Raw genomic sequence first — 23,604 nt, 5'->3', positions numbered from 1 at the left:
TGTATCAAAAAACGGCGGAACGTAAAAAAAGCAGCCTTACGATAAAAGCTGCCCGAGAATATAGGTCAAATCATCACGTCTGGATGTTGTGTACGGATGAAGTGATTTTGATATTTCTTCTATTGAGTGTCCCTGCTTTAAGCAGGTGCGGATATGCGGAACCTCAAGCCCATCCGTGTAGATGATGAATGTCGCCCCTTTTTCGTATGATGACGTATACGTTTTGTATCTTTGCGGTTTGCCTGAGAGGTAACCCGAAATCGGCAGTGGATGAAAGACTTCGCCTGATGGGGAGTGCAGGAAGAAACGGACGTTGCCGATCGAGCAGTATGTCAATTCCCTTTTGATGAAATTGATTTTTAAGATGGAGGCAGTCGCCCCTCTTTTGTTTTTCATCGCTTGATTGCAGCGCTCAATGATGCTTTCCACATCCTCATCCGCATACGTTTCCACGATGTCTTTAATGGCTGACGAGGATTCGTTGGCAAGAGATCCGCTGCCGAGACCGTCCGCTACCGCGCAAACTAATTCTTCTTCATTCGCCTTCATAAAAAAGCTGTCGCCGCATATGGACTTGCCTTCTTTATTTAATTGGTATACGAGAGTTTGAACATGTTCATTTTCTTCAACCTGAATCATTACATTAGCTCCATGGAGGGATCTCCAATCAAGGCCTCTCTCAGTTTTTTCACCGCTTTCCGCTGCAGGCGCGAGACGTGCATTTGAGATATTCCGAGAATGTCCCCTGTTTCTTTTTGGCTTTTATTTTGCACAAATGTTAGATCGATAATCTGTTTTTCGCGGTCGGACAGCACATGAAGCACGCTTTTGATCATCATCTGCTGGTTGACGCGTTCGTATCCTTCCTCCTGCGACCCGACGATATCTAAAATCGTGACGGTGCTTCCGTCCGCATCCGCTTCGATGCTGTGATCGACAGAAAGCGCCTGATAGCTTTTTCCCATCTCCATCGTTTCAAGCACTTCCTCTTCTGACACATCGAGAAAGGCTGCGATTTCTTCGACTTTCGGCGACCGCTGCGTCTCTGTCGTCAGCTGATCCACCGCCATTTTAATGCGCGGACCGAGTTCTTTAATCCGTCTCGGGACGTGTACGCTCCATGTTTTATCTCTGAGGAAGCGTTTGATCTCGCCGATGATGGTCGGAATCGCAAATGCTTCAAAGGATTTGCCGACCTCGGGATCATACCGTTTAATGGCTCCGAGAAGTCCGATCATCCCGACCTGGCGGAGGTCTTCGTGAAAGCTTTTTCCTTTTGAATATTTCTTTGCCAGCATTTCGACGAGATTGGTATACACCTCGACGAGTGTTTCCTGGGCTTCTTTATTATCATGTGTTTGAAAGTCGCGTATGAGCCGATCAACTTCATCTTTAGTTAGTTTCGTAGTTTTTGATGGTTGTGCCATGATCAACTCGCTCCCCATTTAAATACTTTGTCATCGCCACGGTTACGCCAGAGTTGCTTTGAACTTTGACTTCATCCATGAGCGTTTCCATTAAATACAGACCGAGCCCTCCTTCTGACAATTGATCGACTGTGTGCGAAGGTGTGTACGGCCCGAGATCCTGCTGCTTCTGATCAAAATCAAAGCTGTCTCCCTGATCGGCGACAATGACCTCCAGCCGATCCTCAAACACACCGAACCGCACGGATACTTCTCCCTTATTTTCATCTTTGTATGCATGCTGGACAGCGTTTGTACAAGCTTCGCTGACAGCGATTTTCAAATCTTCAATGTCATCATAGGTATAGCCCATTCTGCTGGCGACTCCTGATAACGTAAGCCTGACGATTCCTACATATTCCGGTTCGGCCGGAATTTTCATCTCTATATAATCAACTGATGTACTCATTGCACGCCACCTTCTGACTTTGCCGAAATGTCGATGATGTCCTTAAGCCCCGTAATTTCAAACAGACGGACGAGCCGGTCGGAAAGATTCTCAAGCTTCAGAGAGCCGCCTTCCTTGCTCACCGTTTTAAACACGCCTACAAAAACGCCTAAACCCGTACTGTCCATATAGTTTACATCTTTTAAGCAGATTCTCATGTCCTTCCCCTCGTTTGCCAGGGGCATCAGCTTTTCACGAACCACCGGAGCTGAGTATACATCGATTTCTCCAGCGATATTGATTTGTATATCTGAAAGATTCTCCTTCATATCTACCGTTAAATTCATCGTATCACCTCTGAAAGTTATCCTTACTCGTGCTAATGGCTTTTTACCCGTGCTGCTGTTTTTTTAAACCTTTCTTTTCAAAACAATTAACGTAAAATCGTCATGAAGCTGAAAGTCCTGAAGTCTCAGCAGGCTGTCGTAAATATTTTTGACCATATCCTGCGCGGAGCAGTCCATATGTTCTTCCAGCATGCGCTGAATGTCGCTGCGTTCTAAGAAACCGTTTTCGGTGCGGCATTCGGTGACGCCGTCAGAAAAAAGAACGATCATGTCTCCTTCGTCCATGTGCTGTTCATATTGGCTGTAATCAAAATCCTGGGAAATTCCCAGCACCAATCCTTTTGCCTCCAGATCATAAAACTTTTTTTCTTTTTCAGAGTAGTAGAAGCCCGGTTCATGCCCCGCAGAAGCATATGTAAATTGGTGATTTTTCGTATTGTAGTTTGCGTAAAACATGGTGATAAACATGCTTGAGTCCACGTTCTGTTCTACAACGCGGTTAAGATTTTTCAGCACTTGGGAGGGGTGAATGCCGATCTCCGGAAGAGAGTCCATGGCATACTTGATCATCGACATGCACAATGCGGCGGGTATTCCTTTTCCGATGACATCGGCTATCGCGATGTTAATCGATTCCTTGTCTTTGACAAAGTGATAATAGTCCCCGCTCATTTGCTTGGCGGGGACGCTGATCGCCCCGATATCCAGTTCTTCTTCTTCAGGAATTTTTGTGCCCAGCAGCGTCTGCTGAACATTTGCGGCAATTTCAATTTCTGAACGAAGCTCCTGCTGGATATCTCGCAGACTTTGGTGTTCCTGATAAGCCATCCCGTAGCCAATCATGACTTCTATTAAAAAATCCAGCGAATGAAAAACATCTTCCGGCAGATCCGGATACAGTTCCTTTACCACTTTTCGGTGGATGCTGATGATCTCCTCCGGAGGAACCTGATGTTCAATCGTTTTTCGGCTGAATTTTTGGGCTTGATATAAAGATGTTTCTGTTAATTCGGCTATATATCGGCTAAGCAGCTGATGATACCGCTGCTCTATAACCTCCCTGAAATCCACGTTCTAACCTCCTACCGAAGCCATTTTACGGCTTGAATCTCTGTTCCTTCCTCTGCAACAGATTGCAGGCTGAATTCGTCCATCAGCCTTTTGACGCCCGGAAGTCCCGCTCCCAGTCCGCCTGACGTTGAAAAGCCGTCTTCCATCACTTTACGGATGTCGGGGATTCCGGGTCCTTTGTCTTCTGCTATAATTTTAAGGCCTTTTTTCCCTCTGTCGTTTACTTGTTCTATGCTGACCTGGCCCTTGCCTGCATATAAGTAAATGTTTCTGGCCAATTCTGAGATTGCCGTCGTGATTCTGGCCTGGTCCACCGTGCCGAAGCCTAATTCCTTCGCAACGTTGCGGCCAAGCTGTCTGGCGGCTACGATATCCCATTCTGTCATGATTTTCACACAGGATTGGTCGTTCATCGCTATTCCCCCAATTCCCGCTTCAATGTCTCAAGCCCTTGCTCTAAATCGAGCGCCGTTTCGATTTCCTCAAGTGAGATTCCGAGTTCAATCAATGTGACCGCCACAGCCGGCTGAATTCCCGTCAATACGACCTTTGCACCCATCAATTTAGACATGGTGATGACATCGCCGAGCACTTTCGCGATAAATGAATCGATCATGTCAACGGATGTCAGGTCAATGACGACCCCGTTTGCGCCGGTTTCATAGATTTTGTTCAGCAGATCTTCTTGAAAATGCAAAGCTGTCTGGTCGTCAAGCTCCCATTGGATGGATACCAATAAGCAGTTATACAGTTTCAGGATCGGGATTTTTGGATGTCTCACAATGTTATTCCCCCAATGAAACGATTTTTCGATTTGTCATTTCAAGCGCTGTTTGAATTCCTTTTTGAAGGGTATTCTTCGTAATAACCTGCGACAAATCAATTCCCAGATTAACGATCGTCTGCGCGATTTCCGGACGGATTCCGACGAGCAGACATTTCGCGCCGACAAGCCGCACCGCTTCTGATGCCTGAATAATATGGTGCGCCACCATCGTATCAACGACCGGCACGCCCGTGATATCAATTAATACAACCTGTGAACGGTGCTTTACGACGCCGTTTAACAGATTTTCCATAATATGCTTTGCACGCTCTGTATCAATCGTCCCGACAAGCGGCATGACCGTTACATGCTCAAATACCGGGATCAGCGGAGCCGACAATTCCTGAAGCGCGATTTTTTGCAAAGTAACCGTTTTTTCCCAGGAGATAGAATACTGATTTAAAATTTCCGTGTTGATCGGATTGAAAAAGCTGTCTATTTCCAAAATCAAATCTGCTCTGTCCTGATCGGCCATATTAAGGTCGACCATCGTTTCGTAAAGCAGTTTCCAAAACTCTGACAGGGTGGCTGAAAGAAGTTTCAGCGACAGGCCGAGCTGAACGGCGCGCAGTGCGAGTTCACTGATCTGCTCTTCCGTAGCCTCGTCATTTTTTGTCGATAATAAAAGAATGTCTATATAGTCTTTACAAATATTTTCACATATGTGATTCGTAAGCTGATAGTCTTCCTGATTGCCTACTTCTTTTAGTTTGGCTGTCCAAGTATCAAGCAGTTCATCATGCTGATCAATAATGAACTGATACACTTTCTGATTCGACATGGGTTTCACTGACCTCCCGACACAAAACAACAAATTTTGTTTGATTATCTCTTTATTATAGCGCTTATGTTTTTCGAAAACAAAAAAAGTTGCTCTATATGAGCAACCAAAATATGACTAAAAATCAATGAGTGCCAAACTGATTTGCAGGGCTTCATCAACCTTATCCATCATTTCATCATCCAGATGAGTTATTTTATCCGTTAATCTTTGCTTGTCAATCGTCCGAATTTGCTCCAGCAAAATAACGGAATCTCTTTCAAAACCGTAGCGTTTTGCATCAATTTCGACGTGGGTTGGTAATTTCGCTTTCTGTATTTGGGCTGTTATGGCTGCAACAATAGCAGTCGGGCTAAAGCGATTTCCGATATCATTCTGGATCACTAAAACCGGGCGTACGCCGCCTTGCTCTGAGCCAACAACAGGAGATAAATCAGCAAAATAAACATCGCCGCGCTTTACAATCAAAATGATTATCCTCCGCTGACTAAGCGCTCAACGGTCGTTTCTGCTTCGCACTCAGCATAGTGAGCCTCAGAAGAGATATTCAAGTTGATTTTCGCCATTTCCATATACCCGCGTCTCATCAAATCACGGTTATGGCGAGTTGTCCGTTCGCTGACATACGCTCTCACTGCTTGTGATATCAGTTCGTTTCTGCTTCGTTTCTCCCGCATCGCTACACCATCCAATTCAGCTACTAAGTTTTCGGGCAAGCTGATTTTCATTTCGGTTCTTGCGCTGGATTCAGACAAAAAACATACACCTCCACCAAACTTACGGATACGACCAATTCATCCATCCAGACATAATGATACCATTATTCAAACGTCAAGCAAAGCTGTTTTATAAATTCTCTTTTTCCGGATGACGGCTACTTGTTTGTATTATCTTGCAGTAAAGGATTTCTTACTTCCATTATACTCTCATTTTCCAAAAACATACGGGGAACGCGGGAACTAATGGTACAAGGGACCTCGTAATTAATCGTCTCAAGCCGCCCTGCGATTTCATCCATCGTGATCGTTTCTTCCTTCTGGCTGCCGATCAGGGTGACTTTGGTGCCCGGCGGATAAGAGTGATCTAATTCGACCATCAATTGATCCATGCAGATTCTTCCCGCGATGTTCATCCGTTTGCCGCCGATCAGCACAGACGTGCCGCTCAGCTTGCGGAGCCACCCGTCTGCATAGCCGATGGGAACCGTTCCGATCCATTGATCCTTCTCTGCCGTATATGTTGCGCCGTAGCTGACGCTTTCCCCTTTGCGGATCTTTTTCACATGGGATAACACAGAGTGCAGCGCAAAAGCCGGCTTTAATTGAAACGGAATTTCGCTTTGGATGTCAGCAGAAGGACGAAGCCCGTACATACTGATGCCGAAACGAACCGCGTTAAAGAAGCCTTTTTTAAGGCGAAGTCCGGCGGCGCTGTTCGCGCAGTGCACCATCAATTCTTTTAAAGGGAGCGGAGCGATCAATGTTTTAAAGCGGTCAAACTGGAAGAGGAAATAATCTCTGTTTTTCTCATCCGCGGTAGCAAAATGGGTGAATACGCCTTTACAGACTAAACCGGGATTTTGGCTGAGGATTTTTAACACGCTTTGGATTTCTTCCTCCGTTTTGACTCCGAGTCTGTTCATGCCGGTGTCGACTTTCAGATGAAACGGCAATGTCGCACTTCCGAGGTGGCGCGCAGCTTCCTGAAGCCATTCAACAGAATACCCCGTGAGTGTTACGTCATACTCGGCAGCTGCTTGTACATATTCGGGCGGCACGGCGCCAAGCACGAGAATCGGCGCTGTAATGCCCCGTTTTCTCAATGAAATCGCTTCATCCAGTATGGCTACGGCAAGACAAGAGGCACCCGCTTCAAGCGCGGCTTTCCCAACTTCCAAATCTCCGTGGCCGTAAGCGTTCGCCTTTACAACCGCCATGAGATGGACGTTTTGCCCGATGTGTTTTTTCATATGCGTGACATTTTCTTTAATCGCGGACAGGTTGATTTCCGCCCACGTTTCTCTGTAAAAGGATGCTGTGTTCATTCGATACACTTCCTAGCATTATTTTCAATTCATATTGTTATTATCATACTAAAATTATTCTGCAAAGTGAAATGGAATCAAAAAAGAGACCGACAGCGGCGGCCTCTTTTTTGACATTATTTTGACGACTGTCCCTGCATGCTTTTAGCGGCGGCCACCATTTCATCTTTTGTCAGATCCTGTGATGACAGAAGATAATCGACTCCGTCATATGTCCACGTTAAAGACGTATCAGATAATGCGGCCACCGTGAAGCCGAGATTAACTGGTTCGCCTTTCAGCGTGACGGCAGAGGCGGCTTTTGCGATATGGGCTTTTTCTTGAATAAGGGTGAAGGATTTTTCTCCGCCGTAAGTCATGACGATCCGTTTGCCGTCCGCCGTTGAAATATCTTTCTCTTCAAGCTTTTTGACGCCGGCCGGCACTTGAAGCGGTGTTTTGACCGCAAATGAATCAGACGGCTTGGCGCTTGTGGCGACGTCCATCTGGGAAAGCGTCATATTTTTCTTCTCGTCAAAAGAGTCTTTATCAAACGGCTTGTTGAATTCAAAGCTTTTGAATTCGACTTTTACCATCACTTTCCGGTCTGTATCCATCACTTTGACGAGCGACGGGCTCATGTCCTTTTTGTTGAAAGTGATTTCCTGAGTCGGCAGCATTTTGTTGTGCTGATAGTTTGTTTTTGTTTCAAACGTGTACTTTTTATCTTTGGCGGAATAGACGGCGTCTTTGTCATGCTGCACGTCCTTTACAAGTGACTCAAACAAATATACTTGGCTGCTGTTATTCGGCCAATCGCTTTGGAACCTGAAGCTCTTATTTAAAGACGGCGTAAGGACAAAGACTCCGTTGGCGTTCCGTAAAATGACTTGGTTTTGGTCTTTTTTCGGATTTTCCAGATAGACCCGGTACAGGGAAGGTTTTTTATGCCAGATTTCCACATTGTATACTTGCGGATCACTCCCCGTCTGAATGGTCATTTTGGCTTTCGCTTTGTACGAGGTGTATTCTTTCGCCTTCTTATCTAAACCGTTCACGATATCTTCCTGTGATTTTTGGCCGCAGGCCGAAAGAATAAGGACGGCAAGCAGTCCCGTTAAAAGCAAAACAAAGCTTTTTCTCACCTTTTTTCAACCCCTTCTTCTCAATTGATGTAAAGGGAAGAAATCGCTTGTTTGACTTTAACGGTACGCCCTGAACGGACGGACGCGTACCATAAAAGCCTCAAACAACTTGTCTCCCTTAATGCACTATCAAATATATGAAGGGGTTTCGGCTAATATGCAGACTAGCGTGACAACCTTTCAATCACGACCTGTGCCGCGGCGTATTCTTTTGTATGGGTAATGGAGACGTGAACCGCCGCGCCGTCCAGCTTGGCGCAGGTCAGCACCGGCTTGCCCGCCGTGTCGTTTCCGGTTTCAATATCCTGAAAGCTGAGCTCTTTGCCGATACCTGTGCCGTATGCTTTCGAAAAGGCTTCTTTTGCCGCAAATCTTCCCGCGAGAAATTCAATTTTTCTTTTATCCGACAGCAATGTAAAACGGGCGTATTCAGCCTCCGTCAATATTCTTTGCGGAAACCTCGCCTGCCGGCTGATCATGTTTTCAATTCTGTGCAGTTCAACGATGTCGATTCCGATTCCGAAAATCATGTGAATTCCTCCTAAAAGTCCGTACTAAAAAACGGTTTATGTCATAAACGTGTTACTATATATGTAACAAATCAGATGCAAAGGGGCTTGCGATGTTTATACGTACGGAAAATTTCCAGACTTTTATCAGACGTTATCCGGCCGTCAGCTGTATCTTGGCGCTGCAGGCGTTCTTGTGGCTGTTTTTCAGTATGCCGCTTCATTCCGTCATGATGTGGTCAGATGCAGTGACCGGCTATAATTACGGCGTTTCCTCGGGAGAATGGTGGCGGCTGGTGACACCGATGTTTTTACATGCGAATTTCACTCACCTTTTGTTTAACTCCATGTCTCTCTTTTTATTCGCGCCCCCGCTGGAGCAGATGCTCGGAAAAGTCCGTTTTTTGATTGTGTACATCGCATCGGGCATTATCGGCAATATCGGCACGTATCTTGCCGAACCGCTTGATTATGTGCATGTCGGCGCATCCGGCGCGATCTTCGGACTTTTCGGCGTGTATGTGTTTCTGACTGTTTTCCGCAAGGAGCTGATCGGCCGGGATCAGTCGAAAATGATTATGACCCTGCTTATCATCGCGGTACTGTCGACGTTTATCAATTCTAATATTAACATTATGGCGCATTTGTTCGGATTGGCAGGCGGATTTTTGCTTTCCTTTTTATGCGTGCAGCAAAAAAAGCGGCGGTATTAACCGTCCGCTTTTTCATATGAATACCAGCGCCCGATGCGTTCGGCATCTTCCTCGCTGACATCCTTCAGCATGACATGCTCCATGTGGTGAGCTGATTTCACTGCGGTAGCCACAGATGCGAGCCGCCTTCTTTTTTGCAGAAAGGAGCGGCTGACTTCAAACATCTGCATTCTTCTTCTCAGCATAATCGTGGTCGTCTTCCCGAGCAGCCGTGTGGTGAGCTGCAGCCGGCCGCCGTTTAAGCACCATGACGCGCTCTTAAATGAGGCGTAGCCCAGCACCAGTTCGACGGGAAGCACAAGGAGCGATGCATATCCCCACGGTTTAAACAGAATACAAAGCGGAATGATCACGAAAACCGAGAAGATAACGGAGCGGAATAAATACCGGCGCAACGCCCTTTTCGGCAAATGATTCCTGTTTTCTTCCAGTACGTAATCCGGTGTGAAACCGTTCAGCATCACACCGAGCTTTGATTTGCGGATGATCGGAAACAGAATCGTCTGAGCTCCTTCTTTCTCATTCCCCGCACTTCCGGCGCTGACAATCGCAACCGTCGCGTATCCGAATAACTGCCTGATCACATTTTCTTTAATTTTAATGGCTTGGATTTTACGGAGCGGGATCGTCACTTGATGTTTTTCAATAATTCCTCTCGTAATGACCAATTCGTGTTCCTTTTTTTCTATCTTAAAGTTGGCATGCTTGATCATCATACCGGCGATGCTTAACAGCCAGGCGATGAACAATCCTATGAAAATGATCACGGCGTATATGCCGATGCTCGCATGCTTGAGAAAGGAAAACCTGTCATAGAGCCAGTCCATCGGAAGTACTTCATCAATCTGAGAAAAGAGGGCGAATACCGCTGAGATGATGACACCGATCCCCCCGGATGTTGAGGCGGCCATAAGCAGCTCACCCACAGACAGGCGGTAAACGGATTGCACATCTTCCCCGCGCATCGGCTCCTGCTCCGCTGCGGTCTCCCCTCGTTCTTCTTGCTCCGCTTTTTGCTGAAAAACAGCCGCTCTGATCCGTTCCGCCTCTTCCACAGTAATGGCGGATAAGACAGCCTCGGCGTCTTTCCCGTCGCCGGCCGTTTCGATTTGAAGCTTAACAAGCTTAAACAGCTGCTGAATGATGCCGGCACTCGTATTCATTGATTGAATCCGGTCAATGGAGATGTATCTCTTTTTCGTAAAAAACAAGCCTTCTTCAATTCTGAATTCTCCGTCCTCAATCCGGTATGTAAATTTTCTCCACTCGATCACACTTGCCGTAATCAGCCAGATAAGCAGGACGGCGAGCGCAATGCCTCCGTAAAAGCGGATGAAGTGGTTGGAATTAACAATATAGACGAGAAAAAATGGCAGAATAATGTTTTTAATGGTTTCGATAATAATATGGAATAAGTTCAAAATCACGGCCGCCGGGTGCAGACGTTTCGGCTCAGACATCATCTTCCGTCACCCTTGCCAGACGGGAAATGGAATCCCTCAGCCGGTCAGCTTCCTCCATATCAAGCGCCGGAATGGAATGAACGGTTGCCGCCGTGGAGATTTTGACTGAGGCCAGACGGTACCTTCTGAGGAGCGGGCCTTGTGAAGTATCTACGTGCTGCACCCTCACCATCGGCACAATGACCCGTTTAACTATAAAAATGCCGGATTGAATATCAATTTCATTTTCATGGACCTCATAGCGCCAGATCCTGTGCCTGATTTTCGGTATGGCATAGACGGATATCACTGAACCGATGACCCAAATGATGCCGAGGACTCCGGTGATCCAATACGGCCAATGGAAGAAATGGCTTAAAACAGCTGCTGCTATAACGGCCAGAAGACAGAAGGCGGACAGGATGATTTCCTGAAGACGCCAGACTTTTAAGCCGCTTGGACTGATTCGATTTTTTGGCTGTGCTCTCAACATACCTACCTCCCATTTTTATCATACATACAAATACGGCTGATTTGCAAAAAAGATTCACTTTCCGGCATATCAAAAAAAGCGGACCCCGTAAAAGGGTCCGCTTCCAGTGTTTTAGTAAGATTTTTTCTGGCGTCTGTCACCTGAAGAACGGCGGTCGCTTGAGCGTTTTTTATCGTAGGAAGAACGGTTGTTGTTTTTCCCTTTGCCGCCGCGGTAGCCGCCGCCTTGGCCGTCTCTGCGCTTAGAAGTACGCTGGTTTTTATAGCGTTTGCTGACCATCGGCGCTTCATCAGTGAGGCGTACAGGCGTGCTGTCCGGCTCTTTTGTCGCCATTTTAATGGCTGCAGCCACAACTGTCACTGCATCATGATCTTCTAACAATTCCGCAGCTGCCGTCATGTAGAAGTTCAGGTTGTTTTCGCTGATCGCCGTACGCAGACGGTCAACCGTCACCTGCTGCTGACCTTCTAATGCTTCGTCAAGCGTCGGCTCTTTCATGCGGTCCATTTTGCGTTTTGTCGTTTGTTCGATCGCGCGAAGCATGTTTTTCTCACGCGGTGTGATAAACGTCATCGCCATACCCGTTTTTCCTGCGCGTCCCGTTCTTCCGATACGGTGAACGTAACTTTCAGGATCTTGAGGCACGTCAAAGTTGTAAACGTGGGTAACACCTGAGATATCAAGTCCGCGGGCAGCAACGTCAGTCGCTACAAGCACTTCGATCGCACCTTCTTTAAACTTGCGGAGCGCTACCATACGCTTCGCCTGCGTTAAGTCGCCGTGAATTCCTTCAGCCGCATATCCGCGAAGGTTCAGCGCTTCCGTCAATTCGTCAACACGGCGTTTTGTACGGCCGAATACGATCGCTAGTTCCGGAGACTGAATGTCAAGAAGACGAGTCAGCGTATCGAATTTTTTGCGCTCCTGCACTTCCAAGTAGAACTGCTGAATGTTGGACACAGTCATTTCTTTCGCTTTTACTTTTACGTGTTCCGGCTCAGTCATGAAACGCTCTGCGATCCGTTTGATCGGCGCAGGCATTGTTGCTGAGAATAAGAGCGTTTGGTGGTCGCTCGGCACGTTTGAGAGAATGGATTCAATATCATCAATGAATCCCATGTTCAGCATTTCATCAGCCTCGTCCATGACAACCGTGTTCACGTTGTTTAAACGGATCGTGCGGCGGTTGATATGGTCAAGAAGACGCCCCGGCGTACCTACGATGATATGCGGGTTTTTCTTCAATGCGCGGATCTGACGTCCGATATCCTGACCGCCGTAAATAGGCAGCACTTTCGCACGCTTATCTTGTCCGATTTTATATAACTCTTCAGATACTTGAATGGCTAATTCACGGGTTGGCGCGATTACGATTGCTTGAATATTAGGAGACTCGGGGTTCATTTTTTCAACAAGGGGTATACCGAACGCAGCTGTTTTACCTGTACCTGTTTGCGCTTGTCCGATGACATCTTTATTTAAAAGTCCGAGCGGAATCGTTTGTGCCTGAATCGGTGTTGCTTCTTCAAATCCCATACGATTGATTGATTTCATGAGATCAGAACTTAATTGGAAATCTTGAAACGTTATAGTCAAATTATTCAAACTCCTTCTGATTGCTGTTTCAGTAATGTCGTGATTTACCACTAAAAACTGCCCTTTCATCCAAAGGACAGGATCATACGTATACAAAGCCCGAATTACTTTACGTTTAATCTTACCATTACACTATGTGTTTTTCAATAAGGCGAGATGGTCAGGCGGCCGGAAGCGGCCTGACCGGATTCTTCCCGCGAACGAGGCCGGACCCCGCGCCGGACGGGATTTCCCAGCCGGCGGCCTTGCTTTTTCATACGGACAGAATTATTTCACCCTGAATTAGTTTCTTCATTTTTGTATATTTTTATGATGCTGATCGGTATTTTTTCAGTTCTTCTCTAATAAATCTTTAACGATTTCTTCGAGCTTCATACCTCTTGATGCTTTAAACAGAAGGAGATCGCCGGAAGCGGTCTTTTCCTGTATGGCGCAAAGCAGTTCTTTTTTGTCAAGATAATGGCTGACGCGCCCTTCTTCAAAATGCCGGCGCGCTCCGTCAGCGATGAATGCGCCGAGTGTGCCGTAAGTAAATACATGGTCGATTTCCGCCGGATTGATCGCAGCTCCGCATTCTTCGTGGAATGCTTTTTCTTCATCACCGAGTTCAAGCATATCACCGAGCACGAGCATTTTCTTCCGATAGCCTTTCATCGTTTCGATTAATTCGACCGCCGCTTTCATTGACGTCGGGCTCGCATTATACGCGTCGTTTACGATCGAGATGCCGTTGTCCGTTTTAACCAGTTCCAATCTCATCCCCGTCACCTTCAGGCGGCTCAGTCCCAGAGCGGCATTTTCCGGCGTAATGCCGAAATAGATGCCGGCGGCGTATGCAGCCATGGCATTCATCACATTATGTCTGCCGAGAATGGGAATAAAGAAAGAACGTTCGATCCCGTCGATATTGAAGTACGTGCCTTCTTCCGCCTGTTTTATTTCTTTCAGACGGAGATCATTGTCAGCGCCTGCGCCGTATGTCGTTGTCCGGCAAGTGTACGCCTTTTCGCGGAGCAGCGGCTCATCCCCGAAATAAAACAGAACACCGTCTTCCCGAAGTCCGTTTATAATTTCAAGTTTCGCCTCCGCAATTCCTTCTCTTGAGCCTAAATCCTGCATGTGGGATTCGCCGATATTGGTAATGACGGCAGCTTCCGGTTCAGCAAGACGGCTCAGAAAATCAATTTCGCCTCTCGCGCTCATTCCCATTTCTAAAACGGCGATTTCTGTATCTTCAGGCATGGCAAGCACGGTCAGCGGCAGGCCGATATGGTTGTTGAAATTGCCGGCGGTTTTGTGAACGCGGTACTGAGTGCCGAGAACGGCGTGAAGCATGTCTTTCGTTGTCGTTTTTCCGTTGCTCCCGGTCACCCCGATGACCCGTGTGCCGAGTTCTTTCAAATAAGCTTTCGCCAATGTCTGCAGCGCCTCCAGCGTGTCATCGACAAGGATGACAGCACGCTCTTCCGGCGGATTCGGTTCAGAGCGGTCCCACAACACCGCGGAAACGCCTTTTTCGAATGCTTGCGGCACAAAAGTGTGGCCGTTAAAATGCTCGCCTTTTAAAGGAATGAACAGCTGATTTTTTTCCAAAGTCCGCGTATCGGTTGCGGCGCCCTCAATCATTGTTTGTTCAAATACAGGATTTGTCAGTGTGCCTTTGACCATGTCGGCGATTCGTTTTACAGTTCGCTTTATCAAAGGTGGCACCTCGCTTTCTGAAAATGTTGTCTGTTACGGGAAAAGACACTGCCCCTTCAGGCAGTGTCCGTCTTCATTAAAATGTATGTTTAATCAGCTGTTTTTCGGCATGGCGTTCTTTTGCCAGCTCAACCAGCTGTTCGATCAGATCACTGTAATCTACGCCTGCTTCTTTCCAAAGCAGCGGGAACATGCTGAATGGCGTAAAGCCCGGCATTGTGTTCACTTCGTTAATGAGCACTTGACCGTCATTGGTCAGGAAGAAATCGGCGCGGACAAGGCCTGATCCGTCAATCGCTTTGAAGGCTTTAATCGCCATCTCGCTGATTTCCGCATATTGTTCATCCGTCACTTGCGCGGGAATCATTAAATCCGTGTCGCCGTCTTCATATTTCGCTTTGTAATCGTAAAAGTCGGTTTTCGGCGCGATTTCACCGACGGCGGAGCATTTCGGTTCGTCATTTCCGAGCACGCCGATTTCGATTTCTCTGCCGGCGATTCCTTCTTCCACCACAATTTTCCGGTCATACTCAAAAGCCAGTTCGAAGGCTTTTTCAAGCTCTTCACGGTTTCGGCATTTGCTGATTCCGACGCTTGACCCGAGGTTCGCCGGTTTGACGAAGCACGGATATCCCAGCTCCTCTTCAACCTGCTGTAAGCAGCTGTCCGGCGTCTGTTTCCAGTCCTTTTTTAAAAAAGCGGCGTACTTCGCCTGCGGAAGCCCCGCTTGAGCAAACAAATGCTTCATGATGACTTTATCCATGCCGGCTGATGATGCAAGCACGCCGTTGCCGACATAAGGAACGTTCAGCAATTCCAGCAGACCCTGAATCGTGCCGTCTTCACCGTTCGGTCCGTGGAGAAGCGGAAATACGACATCGATCGGCGCCTTTTCGTCAGGCGACGCTTCTGGAAACATTTCCCGGTTCAATGCTGATAGAGCGAAACTTTCACCGTTTTGTTCCAGCTGAAGCATTTTCACGTTGGAAACCGGCTCAGTCAGCAGCGGGCCTCTTTGCCATTCTCCTTTTTCAGTGATGTAAATCGGATGTATATCAAACTTCTCAGTATTAAGCGCTTTTGTTACAGCTAATGCTGTCTGCAGCGATACATTGTGTTCGGCTGACTTTCCGCCGTACACCAATCCTAGACTTGTTTTCAATGGATATTCCCCCCACAACAATTCATCTTTACTATCTTATCACTTTCCTCAGAAAATGATCTAATTATTTTTGGGCATTCTGAATATGAAAGCATTTGTATGTAATTCCTTTTTATTTTATATTAAAATGGCATGGAAAAGGAGATGTGTCATATGAAAAAAATCAGTACAACAGAACAATTTAATGAACTTATTCAATCCGACAAGGAAATCATCGTGAAATTTTTCGCTGACTGGTGCCCTGACTGCACGCGCATGAATATGTTCATCGGCGATATTTTGGAAGAATATAATCAAAATGATTGGTATGAGCTGAACAGAGACGAGCTCCCTGAGCTTGCCGACAAATATCAGGTAATGGGCATACCGAGCCTTCTGATCTTTAAAAACGGCGAAAAGAAAGCGCATCTTCACAGCGCAAACGCGAAAACGCCCGAAGAAGTCACAGAGTTTTTATCACAGCATATTTAATTCGTTTCACGATCTTTGTTTATGACTTCAGGCTCTACATGAACATGGACATGAGTCACATCATGTTCATGTTTTATTGCATATTCGACTTCATCGGCTACTTCATGGCCTTCTTTCACAGACAGTCCCGGATCTACCGTAATGACCATTTCCACATGAACCGTGCTCCCCAAATACCTTGCTTTCACATCCTTCAGCCTGCTGACCTCTTTTATTTCTTTCACTGTGTGTTTATACGGCTCCAAATCTTTCAGATCAAACCCGTCGGTTAATGAGTGGGAAGCATCTTTGAAGATGTCCCATGCCGTCTTACAGATGATAATTCCGATCAGAAAGGCAATGACCGGATCAATCCACGGCAGATGAAGCCGGGCCGTTAAGACGCCTATAAACGCCCCAATACTGACATAGGCGTCAGAACGGCTGTCTTTCGCCGCCGCATGAAGCGCAGAACTTTTAACCCGATCCGCCAGACGGCTGTTATATACATACATGCCGTACATGACAATCGCGCTTCCGAGCGCCGTCCATGCCGCAATGAAGCTCGGCTCGGCCTCCGTTCCGCTGACAATCGCCTTTGCTCCTCCGATCAGCACTTCAATACCGACCGCCATCATAATAAAAGACGCAATTAATGAAGAAATTGTTTCAGCCCGATAATGTCCGTAGGCATGATCACTGTCCGCGGGGCGCTGGGAAATCCGGAGCCCGATCAGCACAGCCAGTGATGCGACAATATCCGTGGCATTATTTAACCCGTCCGCTCTGAGCGCTTCGGAATGATAAATAAGACCGATCACCAGTTTGACGGCGGCAAGGATGAGGTACGCGGCGATATTAAGAATCGCGCCTTTTTCGCCCCGTTTTAAGTTTGCCGTTTGATCATTCATGCAAGGACTCCTCCATTCTCATTCATAGTATGGATGGAAAAGCGGAAAAATAGCAGCTTTGATCTGACCAAATGCAATATTCGACAGCATTATTCCCCGGGAAACTTTTGTCGAAAAATTGGCGGTATTTTTCCTTTACATATGAATATGTCCATTGTATACTTTCATTAACTGATAATGATTCTCAATATCATTTGATTAGGAGGGTAATCATGAGGTCTTCTCCTCAGCTCAGATCATCCGTTGAAGGACGAAAAAAACATCTGATCCATTTGCTGATCAATAACGGAATATACAAAAAGTCGGAACGGCATTTATATGAATTATCGCTCGGAGAATTAGAAAGCGAATACAAATATGTAAGGAAGGTGCGGGCTCATGGCGAAACGTAAAATAAAAACATACGAACAGCTGATAAAAGAAAACAAGGCGGCCATTATGAATAATCAGAAGCTGATGAATGTGATCTATGACAGAATTGACCGCAAGCATCAAAAACTGCTCCGGCACAACAGCCATACATAAAAAGAGCCTTTTTCAGGCTCTTTTTTTATTACTCAAAGGCTTCCGCCGCTAATTTGCCGATGACCGCATCGTCCATCGGCGGATTGTGAAGGCCGGCCCGGGCATCCCGATAATACCGCTGAAGCGGATTATTTCGCTCCAGGCTTTTTGCGCCGGTGATTCTCATTGCTTTGTCAACAACAGAAAGGACGGCATTTGTCACAATATGTTTTGCCGCACCGAGCTCGCTTTTGATGAAAGGGCGGCGTTTCGGGTCATCATACATTTGGGCCGCCGTAAAGAGAAACTGTCTCGCTTTTAACAATTCAAGCTCCATTTCCCCGACACGCTGCTGAACGGCCGGCACGTCTTTAATCGGTCCGTTCAGGCTGTTCGGCGAATATTCGGATGCAAACCGGACGGCATAGTCCCTTGCCGCTTGAGCGATGCCCAGATAAGCAGCTGGAATGTGAAGCAGCCAGCCATTCACTTTCGCCGCTCTCGGCCCGCTGATAAGCTCCACAAGCCGCTCGTCACTGACCGTGACATGATCTAAAAGGAGATCATGGCTTCCGGTCGCCTTCATGGCAATCATATCCCATGTTTCTTCGACTGAAACGCCTGCCTGATCTTTATGAATGAGAAAAACACCGGTCGTCTGTTTTTCTTCAATCCATGCCGTCACAAGCATATAATCCAAAGTCAGCGAAAGGGTTGTAAAGGTTTTTCGGCCGTTCAGCACCCATTTTCCGTCTTTTTTGACAGCGGAGGTGCCGGGTCTTCCTCCCCTCGTCGGACTGCCGGTCTGCCGTTCCGTCGCTGCCCTGTTCAGGACGGCTCCCTTTTTCACCTCTTCTGTGATAAATGAAAAGACATCTTCATCCCAGCTGTTTCCTTCTCCGAGCTCACCCATGACGGATAAATGCCAGCCGATTCCGAGAGCGACGGCCGCGTCTCCCCGCGCCAGCCGTTCCTGAAACAGCACCATCTCATAAACGGAAATGCCTGCACCGCCGAATGCCTCAGGTACCGTTAACGCCGTATATCCCGCGTCGCGCAGTCTTTGAATTTTCTCCGCGGGAAAACGGCCCGCCTCATCATCAAGCGCGGCTGTTTTTTGAAATTCGTCTGCAAGCAGGCCGATTTTTTCCATCCATTCCCGCTGCCGTTCATTCTGTATCCATAAAGACACTGGAATCCCCCCATTATAATTCCGATAAAGTTAATAAGTATTATAGAGATTCAAGTCTCGTTTCGCAACTGTGAGGCTGTACAAAAAAAACACGCTATTCCATGGAATAGCGCGTTCAGACTGCTTCCGGGCCGCGGTCCTGCTTGAGCCCGAGATAAATCAGCATATATGTGAGATAACCCATCGTCATCACAAGCCCGCCAAAGAAAAAGCTTGAAAAAATCGGCTCTTCAAACGCGGTAACCGCCGCAAGCACGATCCAGCTTGCATACAGGTAGATGATGAAATAACGGAATCCCGTCTTCATTTTATATAAGAGAAACAGCCCCACTGTAGAAAACAAACCCAGCGCAAGCCTGAAATAAACAAGATGTTCGAATTGAAACATGAATGACAAAAAGGAAAAACCAAGCAATAACACAATCGGTAATGCGGTAATAAAATTTCTCAAGTGAGCACCTCCGTCATTACCTTTATTATAAATCAAAATAGCATAAATTATTGATTTATCGTGATCTTTTTCACAAAAATGTCATTCCTTTACTTTATACCCGAACATCTCGTTTGCAAAAGCTCCACCAAGCAACGGCTAAGAAGAATACGATATGGATAATGATAATGCCTGCGGAAAATAACGGCGTCATTCCCGCAAACAGCGGTTTCGCCCCGCTCATATATTGCGTCAGGTCAGTATTTGCGAACAGCAGAAAACTTCCCCATTTGTTTTGGAAGAGCGACATAATCGTCACGAGTGATTTTGCGCCGTACAGCACGATAAATGACAAAATGACGGCCGTTGCGCTGTTTCGGAATACAGAAGAACACAACAAGCCAAAGCATGCCATCGCAAACGCCTCGACCCAGTTCGTGCCGATTACTTTCAGTGTGTTCACAAGAAGCGTCCCTGATTCAGATGTCACCGACACTCCGAAGAAAGCCATACCGAACAGCAGAGACAGAATATAGTACGCCGCATACAGGTACAAGCTGACCAAAAGTACGGTAATGAGTTTAGATATAAAAATCCGCTCCCGCTTTACCGGACGGATTAACAAAAATTTAATTGTTTTCTTATCAAATTCAGCTGAAATGATCGTCGCCGCAATGACGATCGTTAATGCTTCAAGCAGAATATTGAGCCCGGGTGCGTACGCCATATAGCCGATGAAATTCTCGTCCGTTCCGGAGCTGATGACAAGCCGTTTAATGACGAGCGCCATAATAAACTGAAGAACGGCCATCAAAATCAGCGCCACTAATGAGACTTTACTATTAAAGAGTTTCATATGCTCATTCGCTGTCAATTTAAACATTCGTCTCCCCCTCCTCTTGAAGCGCCGTCGTCACTTTCATGAATTCATCCTCCAGCGATTCCGCATACGGCATGATGGAATACACGAGAAAGTCTTGTCCGACGAGCGCACGGTTTAATGCCGGGATGTCCTTCTTCGCTACGGTGACGGTAATGCTCCCGCCGTTTTTCTCCGGAACGAATTGTTGCTGGGACAGCCATTCGAATGCTTCGTCAGCCGGCTGAATGTCGAGGATGGCTTTTTCTTCTTTTTCCGCAGCGCCGCGCAGAACAACCTCTGTTTTGATCTCACCTTTTTGAATGATGATGACACGGTCGCAAAGGTCCTCCACTTCACGCAATAAATGCGTCGCAAAAAGGATGCTCGTCCCTTCAAGCTCCGCGAGTTCCTTTAAGTGATCGCGGAAATCCTTCATTCCGCCGGGATCAAGCCCGTTTGTCGGTTCATCTAAAATGAGCAGATTCGGACGGTGAAGAATGGCCTGTGCAATCCCGAGACGCTGACGCATGCCAAGGGAATACGTTTTAACTTTGTCATGAACGGCATTTGTGAGCCCGACCCGCTCGATGACTTCCTGAAGCCTGTCTTCTTTGATGTTTTTGTGCATGTTGGCAAAGTGCTTCAGATTTTCCCACCCCGTCAGGTACGGGTAGAATTCAGGATTTTCCACGATCGCTCCGACGGATTCAAGCGCTTTTTCGAAATCAGCATCGTGCTGAAAGCCGTTAATTGTAATCGTGCCGCTGTTTTTCTTTAAAAGGCCGACGATGATTCGGATAAGTGTGGTTTTTCCCGACCCGTTCGGACCGAGCAAACCGATGATCTCGCCCTGCCTGACATCCATGCTGATGTTTTTTAAAATGTGCTTTTTGCCTATTGTTTTGTCAAGGCCTTCAATATGTAAAATCGGCTCAGTCATACAGCCTTCCTCCTTTTTCACAAAAAATAAACAGTGCCCGTACATAGGCACTGTCTGCATTATAACATTAGTCATATATTCGTGAAGAGCCGGAGCCGTCGTTATGTCTTATCCGGGACCGGTCCGTTTTTTTCCTTCTCCTCATTATTGACGACATCCAGAATATCAAGCAGGAACACAAAAATCGGAATTCCGATAATCAAGCCCCAAATGCCGAAGAAATGTTCTGAGAAAATCAGAACCGTAAAGGTAAAAAAGATCGGCAGTTCCGTTTTTGCTGACATCAGTTTCGGATTAAGGAAGTACGTCTCAATCGCATGAATGACGAAAATGACCAGCACGATGTAGATGACGTACGCAGCGCCGCCCGTCGTATACGCGATGATGCTGAGCGGAATGAGCGAAATCACCACACCCGCAACGGGAATGAGCCCGAGGAAAAAGACCATGATGGACAGGCCGAACAGCTGCGGAAAATGCAGAATCGCCAATGCGATCAAGGTGAGGATACAGTTCACCAGCGCGATAATAAATTGGGCTTCAAGCACTTTGCCGAATGTTCTCGCAAATTTGCTGCCGAAATAAGCAAGTTCGTAGTAAAAAACAGACAGCTTGCTGTGCTGAAATTTTTTCATAAACTCCGTGAGCCGCTTTTTCTCGAACAGGAAAAACATGCTGAGAATCAGTGACATCACGACCTGCAAACCGAAAGTGCTGATATCGGCCAAGTATGTATACAGTACATTAAAACCTTCTTTTACATAGGAACCGATATTGATATCGCCGAACACGCTCGATATCTCATCATAAAACGGAATGACATCGGGATGATACGCGATGTGCTTGATCTGCTTAATCAGCTGTTCAATCTGCTTGGCAACAATCGGGTAAAAGACAAAGCCTCCGACAGTCGCCCCGACAGCCAGCGCAATATATAAAATGGTGATGACCACCCTCTGGCTGATCCGGAAAAAATGGTTCAACACGTGCCGGATGACAGTCTCCAGCCGATCCATCAGAAAAGTAAAAATAAACGTAAGCAAAATCAAATTAATCATACTTCGGAATACAACTAACACCCCAGTCAAAACAAGAAAAACGGAAAAACGTCTGACACCCGGATGCTGAAAAAATTTAAAAATAGCCGCCATTTATACACTCCTGCTAGGACAAAAAGCCCTTAGATTTCATCTTTCACTCTCTAATTGTAAATTATATAACAAAATGACGCTAAGGTCTTTGTCCACCTCTTAATAAATTTAAACAAATTTATCTTTTTTACTCATGGCGGCCGAAAAAAAGAACGGCATGCCGGATGCATGCCGTTCCTTTCCTTTTATACCGCCGTTTTCATTTCTTTTACGGCCTGTGTGCTTTTCGCTTCGTCAAACTCATTTTCGCTCTTGGCTACGATGATGGTGGCGATTCCGTTTCCGATCAGGTTGACGATCGCCCTTCCTTCACTCATAAAGCGGTCAACGCCGAGGAGCAGCGCCAGTCCCTCCAGCGGAATAACCTGAAGCGCCGATAAAGTGGAGGCGAGCACGATAAATCCGCTTCCGGTTACGCCCGCCGCGCCTTTTGATGTCAGCATCAGCACGAGAATGATCGTAACCTGCTGGCCGATGGTAAGGTCAACGCCGAACACCTGCGCCAGAAAAACCGTCGCCATGGACAGATAAATCGAGGTGCCGTCCAGGTTAAAAGAATATCCTGTCGGGATGACAAGGCCGACAACCGATTTGGAACAGCCGTAACGCTCCATTTTATCCATCATCCGCGGAAGGACGGACTCAGAAGAGCTTGTGCCGAGAACGATGAGCAGTTCATCTTTAATAAAACGGAGATAGTTCCACAAGCTGAAACCGAATAGTTTGCAAATGATATTCAAAGCGACAAATACAAACAGGAACATCGTAACGTATACAGACAGCATCAGACTCGCCAGCGGCTTGATGGAATCAAGGCCGAAGTGCCCGATCGTATAGGCCATGGCCCCGAATGCGCCGATCGGCGCCGCGCGCATGATGTAGCCGATGATTTTGAAAAAAACGTGCGACAGTTTATCGAAGAAATCAATAATGCTTTTGCCTCTTTCACCGAGCGCCGCCAGGCCGACACCGAATAAAACAGAAAAGAATAAGACCTGAAGAATGTCGCCTTTTGCGAAAGCGTCAACCATATTTGACGGAACGATGTGAGTGATAAATTCAATCCAGTCAATCCCCTGTCCCCCGTTTTGGGTGTACTGAGAGACATCTCCTTTTTCAAGCTTGCTGTAATCAAGGCCCTCACCGGGTTTCATGATATTGACGACCAGAAGCCCGATAATAAGGGCGATGGTGGTCACGACTTCAAAATAAATAAATGCTTTTCCCCCGACTTTGCCGACTTTTTTCATGTCTCCCATCTTGGCGATGCCAAGCACGATCGTCAGGAATATGATCGGTGCGATAATCATTTTTACCGCATTGATAAATGTATCGCCGAGCGGCTTCATCTGCTTCCCGGCCTCAGGCCAAACGAGTCCGACAATGACGCCGATGATCACCGCCGTGATGACCTGCACCGTAAGATTTTTGAAAATTTTCATCCCTACTCCCCCTTGCCTCTCGCTGCGTCTATACAAAAATGATAGCGTTTTCATACGAA

At 46.8% G+C, this 23,604-nt stretch carries 29 protein-coding genes; 4 read left to right on the top strand and 25 right to left on the bottom strand.

Going from position 1 to position 23,604, the window contains the following annotated elements; all coding sequences use genetic code 11:
• Positions 1 to 36: 36 nt before the first annotated feature.
• The 13 genes from ACWJJX_RS16180 to acpS form a co-directional block, all read right to left on the bottom strand.
• Positions 37 to 639 carry a PP2C family serine/threonine-protein phosphatase gene (locus tag ACWJJX_RS16180; protein WP_003156170.1) on the bottom strand — a complete coding sequence of 201 codons (603 nt, stop codon included), beginning with the start codon at positions 637 to 639 and terminating at the stop codon, positions 37 to 39.
• Positions 639 to 1,427, bottom strand: a complete 789-nt coding sequence (gene sigB / locus ACWJJX_RS16175) for an RNA polymerase sigma factor SigB (RefSeq protein WP_003156171.1) — start codon at positions 1,425 to 1,427, stop codon at positions 639 to 641. Before sigB ends, ACWJJX_RS16180 begins: the two co-directional genes overlap by 1 nt.
• Entirely contained in the window at positions 1,393 to 1,875 is a 483-nt protein-coding gene (rsbW, locus tag ACWJJX_RS16170; protein ID WP_003156173.1) for an anti-sigma B factor RsbW, read from the bottom strand. Before rsbW ends, sigB begins: the two co-directional genes overlap by 35 nt.
• Positions 1,872 to 2,201 carry an anti-sigma factor antagonist RsbV gene (rsbV, locus tag ACWJJX_RS16165; RefSeq protein ID WP_003156176.1) on the bottom strand — a complete coding sequence of 110 codons (330 nt, stop codon included), beginning with the start codon at positions 2,199 to 2,201 and terminating at the stop codon, positions 1,872 to 1,874. The genes rsbW and rsbV overlap by 4 nt, the downstream gene beginning before the upstream one ends.
• Before the next feature lie 63 nt (positions 2,202 to 2,264).
• Positions 2,265 to 3,272: a PP2C family protein-serine/threonine phosphatase gene (locus tag ACWJJX_RS16160; RefSeq protein WP_003156177.1), complete on the bottom strand. Its 1,008-nt coding sequence runs from the start codon at positions 3,270 to 3,272 to the stop codon at positions 2,265 to 2,267.
• Positions 3,273 to 3,283: 11 nt separating this feature from the next.
• Complete coding sequence (locus tag ACWJJX_RS16155) at positions 3,284 to 3,685, bottom strand: anti-sigma regulatory factor (RefSeq protein WP_003156178.1); 402 nt, start codon at positions 3,683 to 3,685, stop codon at positions 3,284 to 3,286.
• Between the two features lie 2 nt (positions 3,686 to 3,687).
• Positions 3,688 to 4,053: an RsbT antagonist protein RsbS gene (gene rsbS / locus ACWJJX_RS16150; RefSeq protein ID WP_003156180.1), complete on the bottom strand. Its 366-nt coding sequence runs from the start codon at positions 4,051 to 4,053 to the stop codon at positions 3,688 to 3,690.
• Positions 4,054 to 4,057: 4 nt separating this feature from the next.
• Positions 4,058 to 4,879, bottom strand: coding sequence for an STAS domain-containing protein (locus ACWJJX_RS16145; protein WP_003156182.1), 822 nt, complete (start codon positions 4,877 to 4,879; stop codon positions 4,058 to 4,060).
• 117 nt (positions 4,880 to 4,996) lie between these two features.
• Positions 4,997 to 5,347, bottom strand: a complete 351-nt coding sequence (gene ndoA / locus ACWJJX_RS16140; RefSeq protein WP_003156187.1) for a type II toxin-antitoxin system endoribonuclease NdoA — start codon at positions 5,345 to 5,347, stop codon at positions 4,997 to 4,999.
• Between the two features lie 5 nt (positions 5,348 to 5,352).
• On the bottom strand, positions 5,353 to 5,634 hold the full coding sequence (endB, locus tag ACWJJX_RS16135; RefSeq protein WP_003156188.1) for a type II toxin-antitoxin system antitoxin EndoAI: 282 nt from the start codon (positions 5,632 to 5,634) through the stop codon (positions 5,353 to 5,355).
• Positions 5,635 to 5,753: 119 nt separating this feature from the next.
• Positions 5,754 to 6,923, bottom strand: a complete 1,170-nt coding sequence (gene alr / locus ACWJJX_RS16130; protein ID WP_198863500.1) for an alanine racemase — start codon at positions 6,921 to 6,923, stop codon at positions 5,754 to 5,756.
• 116 nt (positions 6,924 to 7,039) lie between these two features.
• Complete coding sequence (locus tag ACWJJX_RS16125; RefSeq protein WP_003156191.1) at positions 7,040 to 8,047, bottom strand: LolA family protein; 1,008 nt, start codon at positions 8,045 to 8,047, stop codon at positions 7,040 to 7,042.
• A 164-nt stretch (positions 8,048 to 8,211) separates the two neighbouring features.
• Positions 8,212 to 8,577: a holo-ACP synthase gene (gene acpS, locus ACWJJX_RS16120; RefSeq protein ID WP_070081400.1), complete on the bottom strand. Its 366-nt coding sequence runs from the start codon at positions 8,575 to 8,577 to the stop codon at positions 8,212 to 8,214.
• A 92-nt stretch (positions 8,578 to 8,669) separates the two neighbouring features.
• Here acpS and ACWJJX_RS16115 point away from each other — a divergent pair, with 92 nt between their 5' ends.
• A complete protein-coding gene (locus ACWJJX_RS16115; RefSeq protein WP_003156193.1) occupies positions 8,670 to 9,269 on the top strand; it encodes a rhomboid family intramembrane serine protease in 600 nt (199 codons plus the stop codon).
• Here ACWJJX_RS16115 and ACWJJX_RS16110 read toward each other — a convergent pair.
• From ACWJJX_RS16110 to ACWJJX_RS16090, 5 genes are all read right to left on the bottom strand, one after another.
• Positions 9,266 to 10,732, bottom strand: a complete 1,467-nt coding sequence (locus ACWJJX_RS16110; protein ID WP_146283806.1) for a PH domain-containing protein — start codon at positions 10,730 to 10,732, stop codon at positions 9,266 to 9,268. The genes ACWJJX_RS16115 and ACWJJX_RS16110 overlap by 4 nt on opposite strands.
• Complete coding sequence (locus ACWJJX_RS16105) at positions 10,722 to 11,201, bottom strand: PH domain-containing protein (protein WP_003156195.1); 480 nt, start codon at positions 11,199 to 11,201, stop codon at positions 10,722 to 10,724. The genes ACWJJX_RS16110 and ACWJJX_RS16105 overlap by 11 nt, the downstream gene beginning before the upstream one ends.
• A gap of 114 nt (positions 11,202 to 11,315) precedes the next feature.
• Positions 11,316 to 12,800 (bottom strand): degradosome RNA helicase CshA, encoded by a 1,485-nt coding sequence (cshA, locus tag ACWJJX_RS16100; RefSeq protein WP_003156196.1) that lies wholly within the window; start codon positions 12,798 to 12,800, stop codon positions 11,316 to 11,318.
• Positions 12,801 to 13,130: 330 nt separating this feature from the next.
• The gene (locus tag ACWJJX_RS16095; protein WP_176283127.1) at positions 13,131 to 14,501 is read right to left on the bottom strand and encodes a UDP-N-acetylmuramoyl-tripeptide--D-alanyl-D-alanine ligase; all 1,371 of its coding nucleotides are present in this window, start codon (positions 14,499 to 14,501) and stop codon (positions 13,131 to 13,133) included.
• 76 nt (positions 14,502 to 14,577) lie between these two features.
• Complete coding sequence (locus ACWJJX_RS16090) at positions 14,578 to 15,663, bottom strand: D-alanine--D-alanine ligase (RefSeq protein WP_003156199.1); 1,086 nt, start codon at positions 15,661 to 15,663, stop codon at positions 14,578 to 14,580.
• A 153-nt stretch (positions 15,664 to 15,816) separates the two neighbouring features.
• Here ACWJJX_RS16090 and ACWJJX_RS16085 point away from each other — a divergent pair, with 153 nt between their 5' ends.
• Positions 15,817 to 16,134 (top strand): thioredoxin family protein, encoded by a 318-nt coding sequence (locus ACWJJX_RS16085; protein WP_003156200.1) that lies wholly within the window; start codon positions 15,817 to 15,819, stop codon positions 16,132 to 16,134.
• Here ACWJJX_RS16085 and ACWJJX_RS16080 read toward each other — a convergent pair.
• On the bottom strand, positions 16,131 to 17,024 hold the full coding sequence (locus ACWJJX_RS16080) for a cation diffusion facilitator family transporter (protein ID WP_007410221.1): 894 nt from the start codon (positions 17,022 to 17,024) through the stop codon (positions 16,131 to 16,133). The two genes, ACWJJX_RS16085 and ACWJJX_RS16080, sit on opposite strands and share 4 nt — an antisense overlap.
• A gap of 212 nt (positions 17,025 to 17,236) precedes the next feature.
• Between ACWJJX_RS16080 and ACWJJX_RS16075 the strand changes: the two genes are divergently transcribed.
• Both ACWJJX_RS16075 and fbpB read left to right on the top strand, forming a co-directional pair.
• On the top strand, positions 17,237 to 17,416 hold the full coding sequence (locus ACWJJX_RS16075) for a Fur-regulated basic protein FbpA (protein WP_003156203.1): 180 nt from the start codon (positions 17,237 to 17,239) through the stop codon (positions 17,414 to 17,416).
• Positions 17,403 to 17,549 carry a Fur-regulated basic protein FbpB gene (fbpB, locus tag ACWJJX_RS16070; RefSeq protein ID WP_003156206.1) on the top strand — a complete coding sequence of 49 codons (147 nt, stop codon included), beginning with the start codon at positions 17,403 to 17,405 and terminating at the stop codon, positions 17,547 to 17,549. Before ACWJJX_RS16075 ends, fbpB begins: the two co-directional genes overlap by 14 nt.
• 28 nt (positions 17,550 to 17,577) lie before the next feature.
• Here fbpB and ACWJJX_RS16065 read toward each other — a convergent pair whose 3' ends face one another.
• The 6 genes from ACWJJX_RS16065 to dctP form a co-directional block, all read right to left on the bottom strand.
• Positions 17,578 to 18,720 (bottom strand): acyl-CoA dehydrogenase family protein, encoded by a 1,143-nt coding sequence (locus ACWJJX_RS16065; RefSeq protein WP_107994535.1) that lies wholly within the window; start codon positions 18,718 to 18,720, stop codon positions 17,578 to 17,580.
• Positions 18,721 to 18,835: 115 nt separating this feature from the next.
• Positions 18,836 to 19,171: a hypothetical protein gene (locus ACWJJX_RS16060; protein WP_070081397.1), complete on the bottom strand. Its 336-nt coding sequence runs from the start codon at positions 19,169 to 19,171 to the stop codon at positions 18,836 to 18,838.
• A gap of 94 nt (positions 19,172 to 19,265) precedes the next feature.
• Positions 19,266 to 20,033, bottom strand: coding sequence for an ABC transporter permease (locus tag ACWJJX_RS16055; RefSeq protein ID WP_454023116.1), 768 nt, complete (start codon positions 20,031 to 20,033; stop codon positions 19,266 to 19,268).
• Positions 20,026 to 20,952 carry an ABC transporter ATP-binding protein gene (locus ACWJJX_RS16050; protein WP_069013422.1) on the bottom strand — a complete coding sequence of 309 codons (927 nt, stop codon included), beginning with the start codon at positions 20,950 to 20,952 and terminating at the stop codon, positions 20,026 to 20,028. The genes ACWJJX_RS16055 and ACWJJX_RS16050 overlap by 8 nt, the downstream gene beginning before the upstream one ends.
• 101 nt (positions 20,953 to 21,053) lie before the next feature.
• Complete coding sequence (locus tag ACWJJX_RS16045; protein ID WP_003156215.1) at positions 21,054 to 22,103, bottom strand: AI-2E family transporter; 1,050 nt, start codon at positions 22,101 to 22,103, stop codon at positions 21,054 to 21,056.
• A 185-nt stretch (positions 22,104 to 22,288) separates the two neighbouring features.
• On the bottom strand, positions 22,289 to 23,545 hold the full coding sequence (gene dctP, locus ACWJJX_RS16040; protein WP_012116859.1) for a C4-dicarboxylate transporter DctP: 1,257 nt from the start codon (positions 23,543 to 23,545) through the stop codon (positions 22,289 to 22,291).
• Between the last annotated feature and the right edge of the window lie 59 nt (positions 23,546 to 23,604).

The organism is Bacillus sp. YH3-2-B2 (genome assembly GCF_053663335.1).
Note: the sequence above shows the minus strand (reverse complement) of the source record. Positions and strands in the feature narration are given on the sequence as shown.

Coding starts and splice junctions, on each gene's coding strand:
- ACWJJX_RS16180 (WP_003156170.1), bottom strand. CDS start 639: ATGATTCAGGTTGAAGAAAATGAACATGTTCAAACTCTCGTATACCAA.
- sigB (WP_003156171.1), bottom strand. CDS start 1,427: ATGGCACAACCATCAAAAACTACGAAACTAACTAAAGATGAAGTTGAT.
- rsbW (WP_003156173.1), bottom strand. CDS start 1,875: ATGAGTACATCAGTTGATTATATAGAGATGAAAATTCCGGCCGAACCG.
- rsbV (WP_003156176.1), bottom strand. CDS start 2,201: ATGAATTTAACGGTAGATATGAAGGAGAATCTTTCAGATATACAAATC.
- ACWJJX_RS16155 (WP_003156178.1), bottom strand. CDS start 3,685: ATGAACGACCAATCCTGTGTGAAAATCATGACAGAATGGGATATCGTA.
- ACWJJX_RS16145 (WP_003156182.1), bottom strand. CDS start 4,879: ATGTCGAATCAGAAAGTGTATCAGTTCATTATTGATCAGCATGATGAA.
- alr (WP_198863500.1), bottom strand. CDS start 6,923: ATGAACACAGCATCCTTTTACAGAGAAACGTGGGCGGAAATCAACCTG.
- acpS (WP_070081400.1), bottom strand. CDS start 8,577: ATGATTTTCGGAATCGGAATCGACATCGTTGAACTGCACAGAATTGAA.
- ACWJJX_RS16115 (WP_003156193.1), top strand. CDS start 8,670: ATGTTTATACGTACGGAAAATTTCCAGACTTTTATCAGACGTTATCCG.
- ACWJJX_RS16110 (WP_146283806.1), bottom strand. CDS start 10,732: ATGATGTCTGAGCCGAAACGTCTGCACCCGGCGGCCGTGATTTTGAAC.
- ACWJJX_RS16085 (WP_003156200.1), top strand. CDS start 15,817: ATGAAAAAAATCAGTACAACAGAACAATTTAATGAACTTATTCAATCC.
- ACWJJX_RS16080 (WP_007410221.1), bottom strand. CDS start 17,024: ATGAATGATCAAACGGCAAACTTAAAACGGGGCGAAAAAGGCGCGATT.
- ACWJJX_RS16075 (WP_003156203.1), top strand. CDS start 17,237: ATGAGGTCTTCTCCTCAGCTCAGATCATCCGTTGAAGGACGAAAAAAA.
- fbpB (WP_003156206.1), top strand. CDS start 17,403: ATGGCGAAACGTAAAATAAAAACATACGAACAGCTGATAAAAGAAAAC.
- ACWJJX_RS16055 (WP_454023116.1), bottom strand. CDS start 20,033: ATGTTTAAATTGACAGCGAATGAGCATATGAAACTCTTTAATAGTAAA.
- ACWJJX_RS16050 (WP_069013422.1), bottom strand. CDS start 20,952: ATGACTGAGCCGATTTTACATATTGAAGGCCTTGACAAAACAATAGGC.
- ACWJJX_RS16045 (WP_003156215.1), bottom strand. CDS start 22,103: ATGGCGGCTATTTTTAAATTTTTTCAGCATCCGGGTGTCAGACGTTTT.
- dctP (WP_012116859.1), bottom strand. CDS start 23,545: ATGAAAATTTTCAAAAATCTTACGGTGCAGGTCATCACGGCGGTGATC.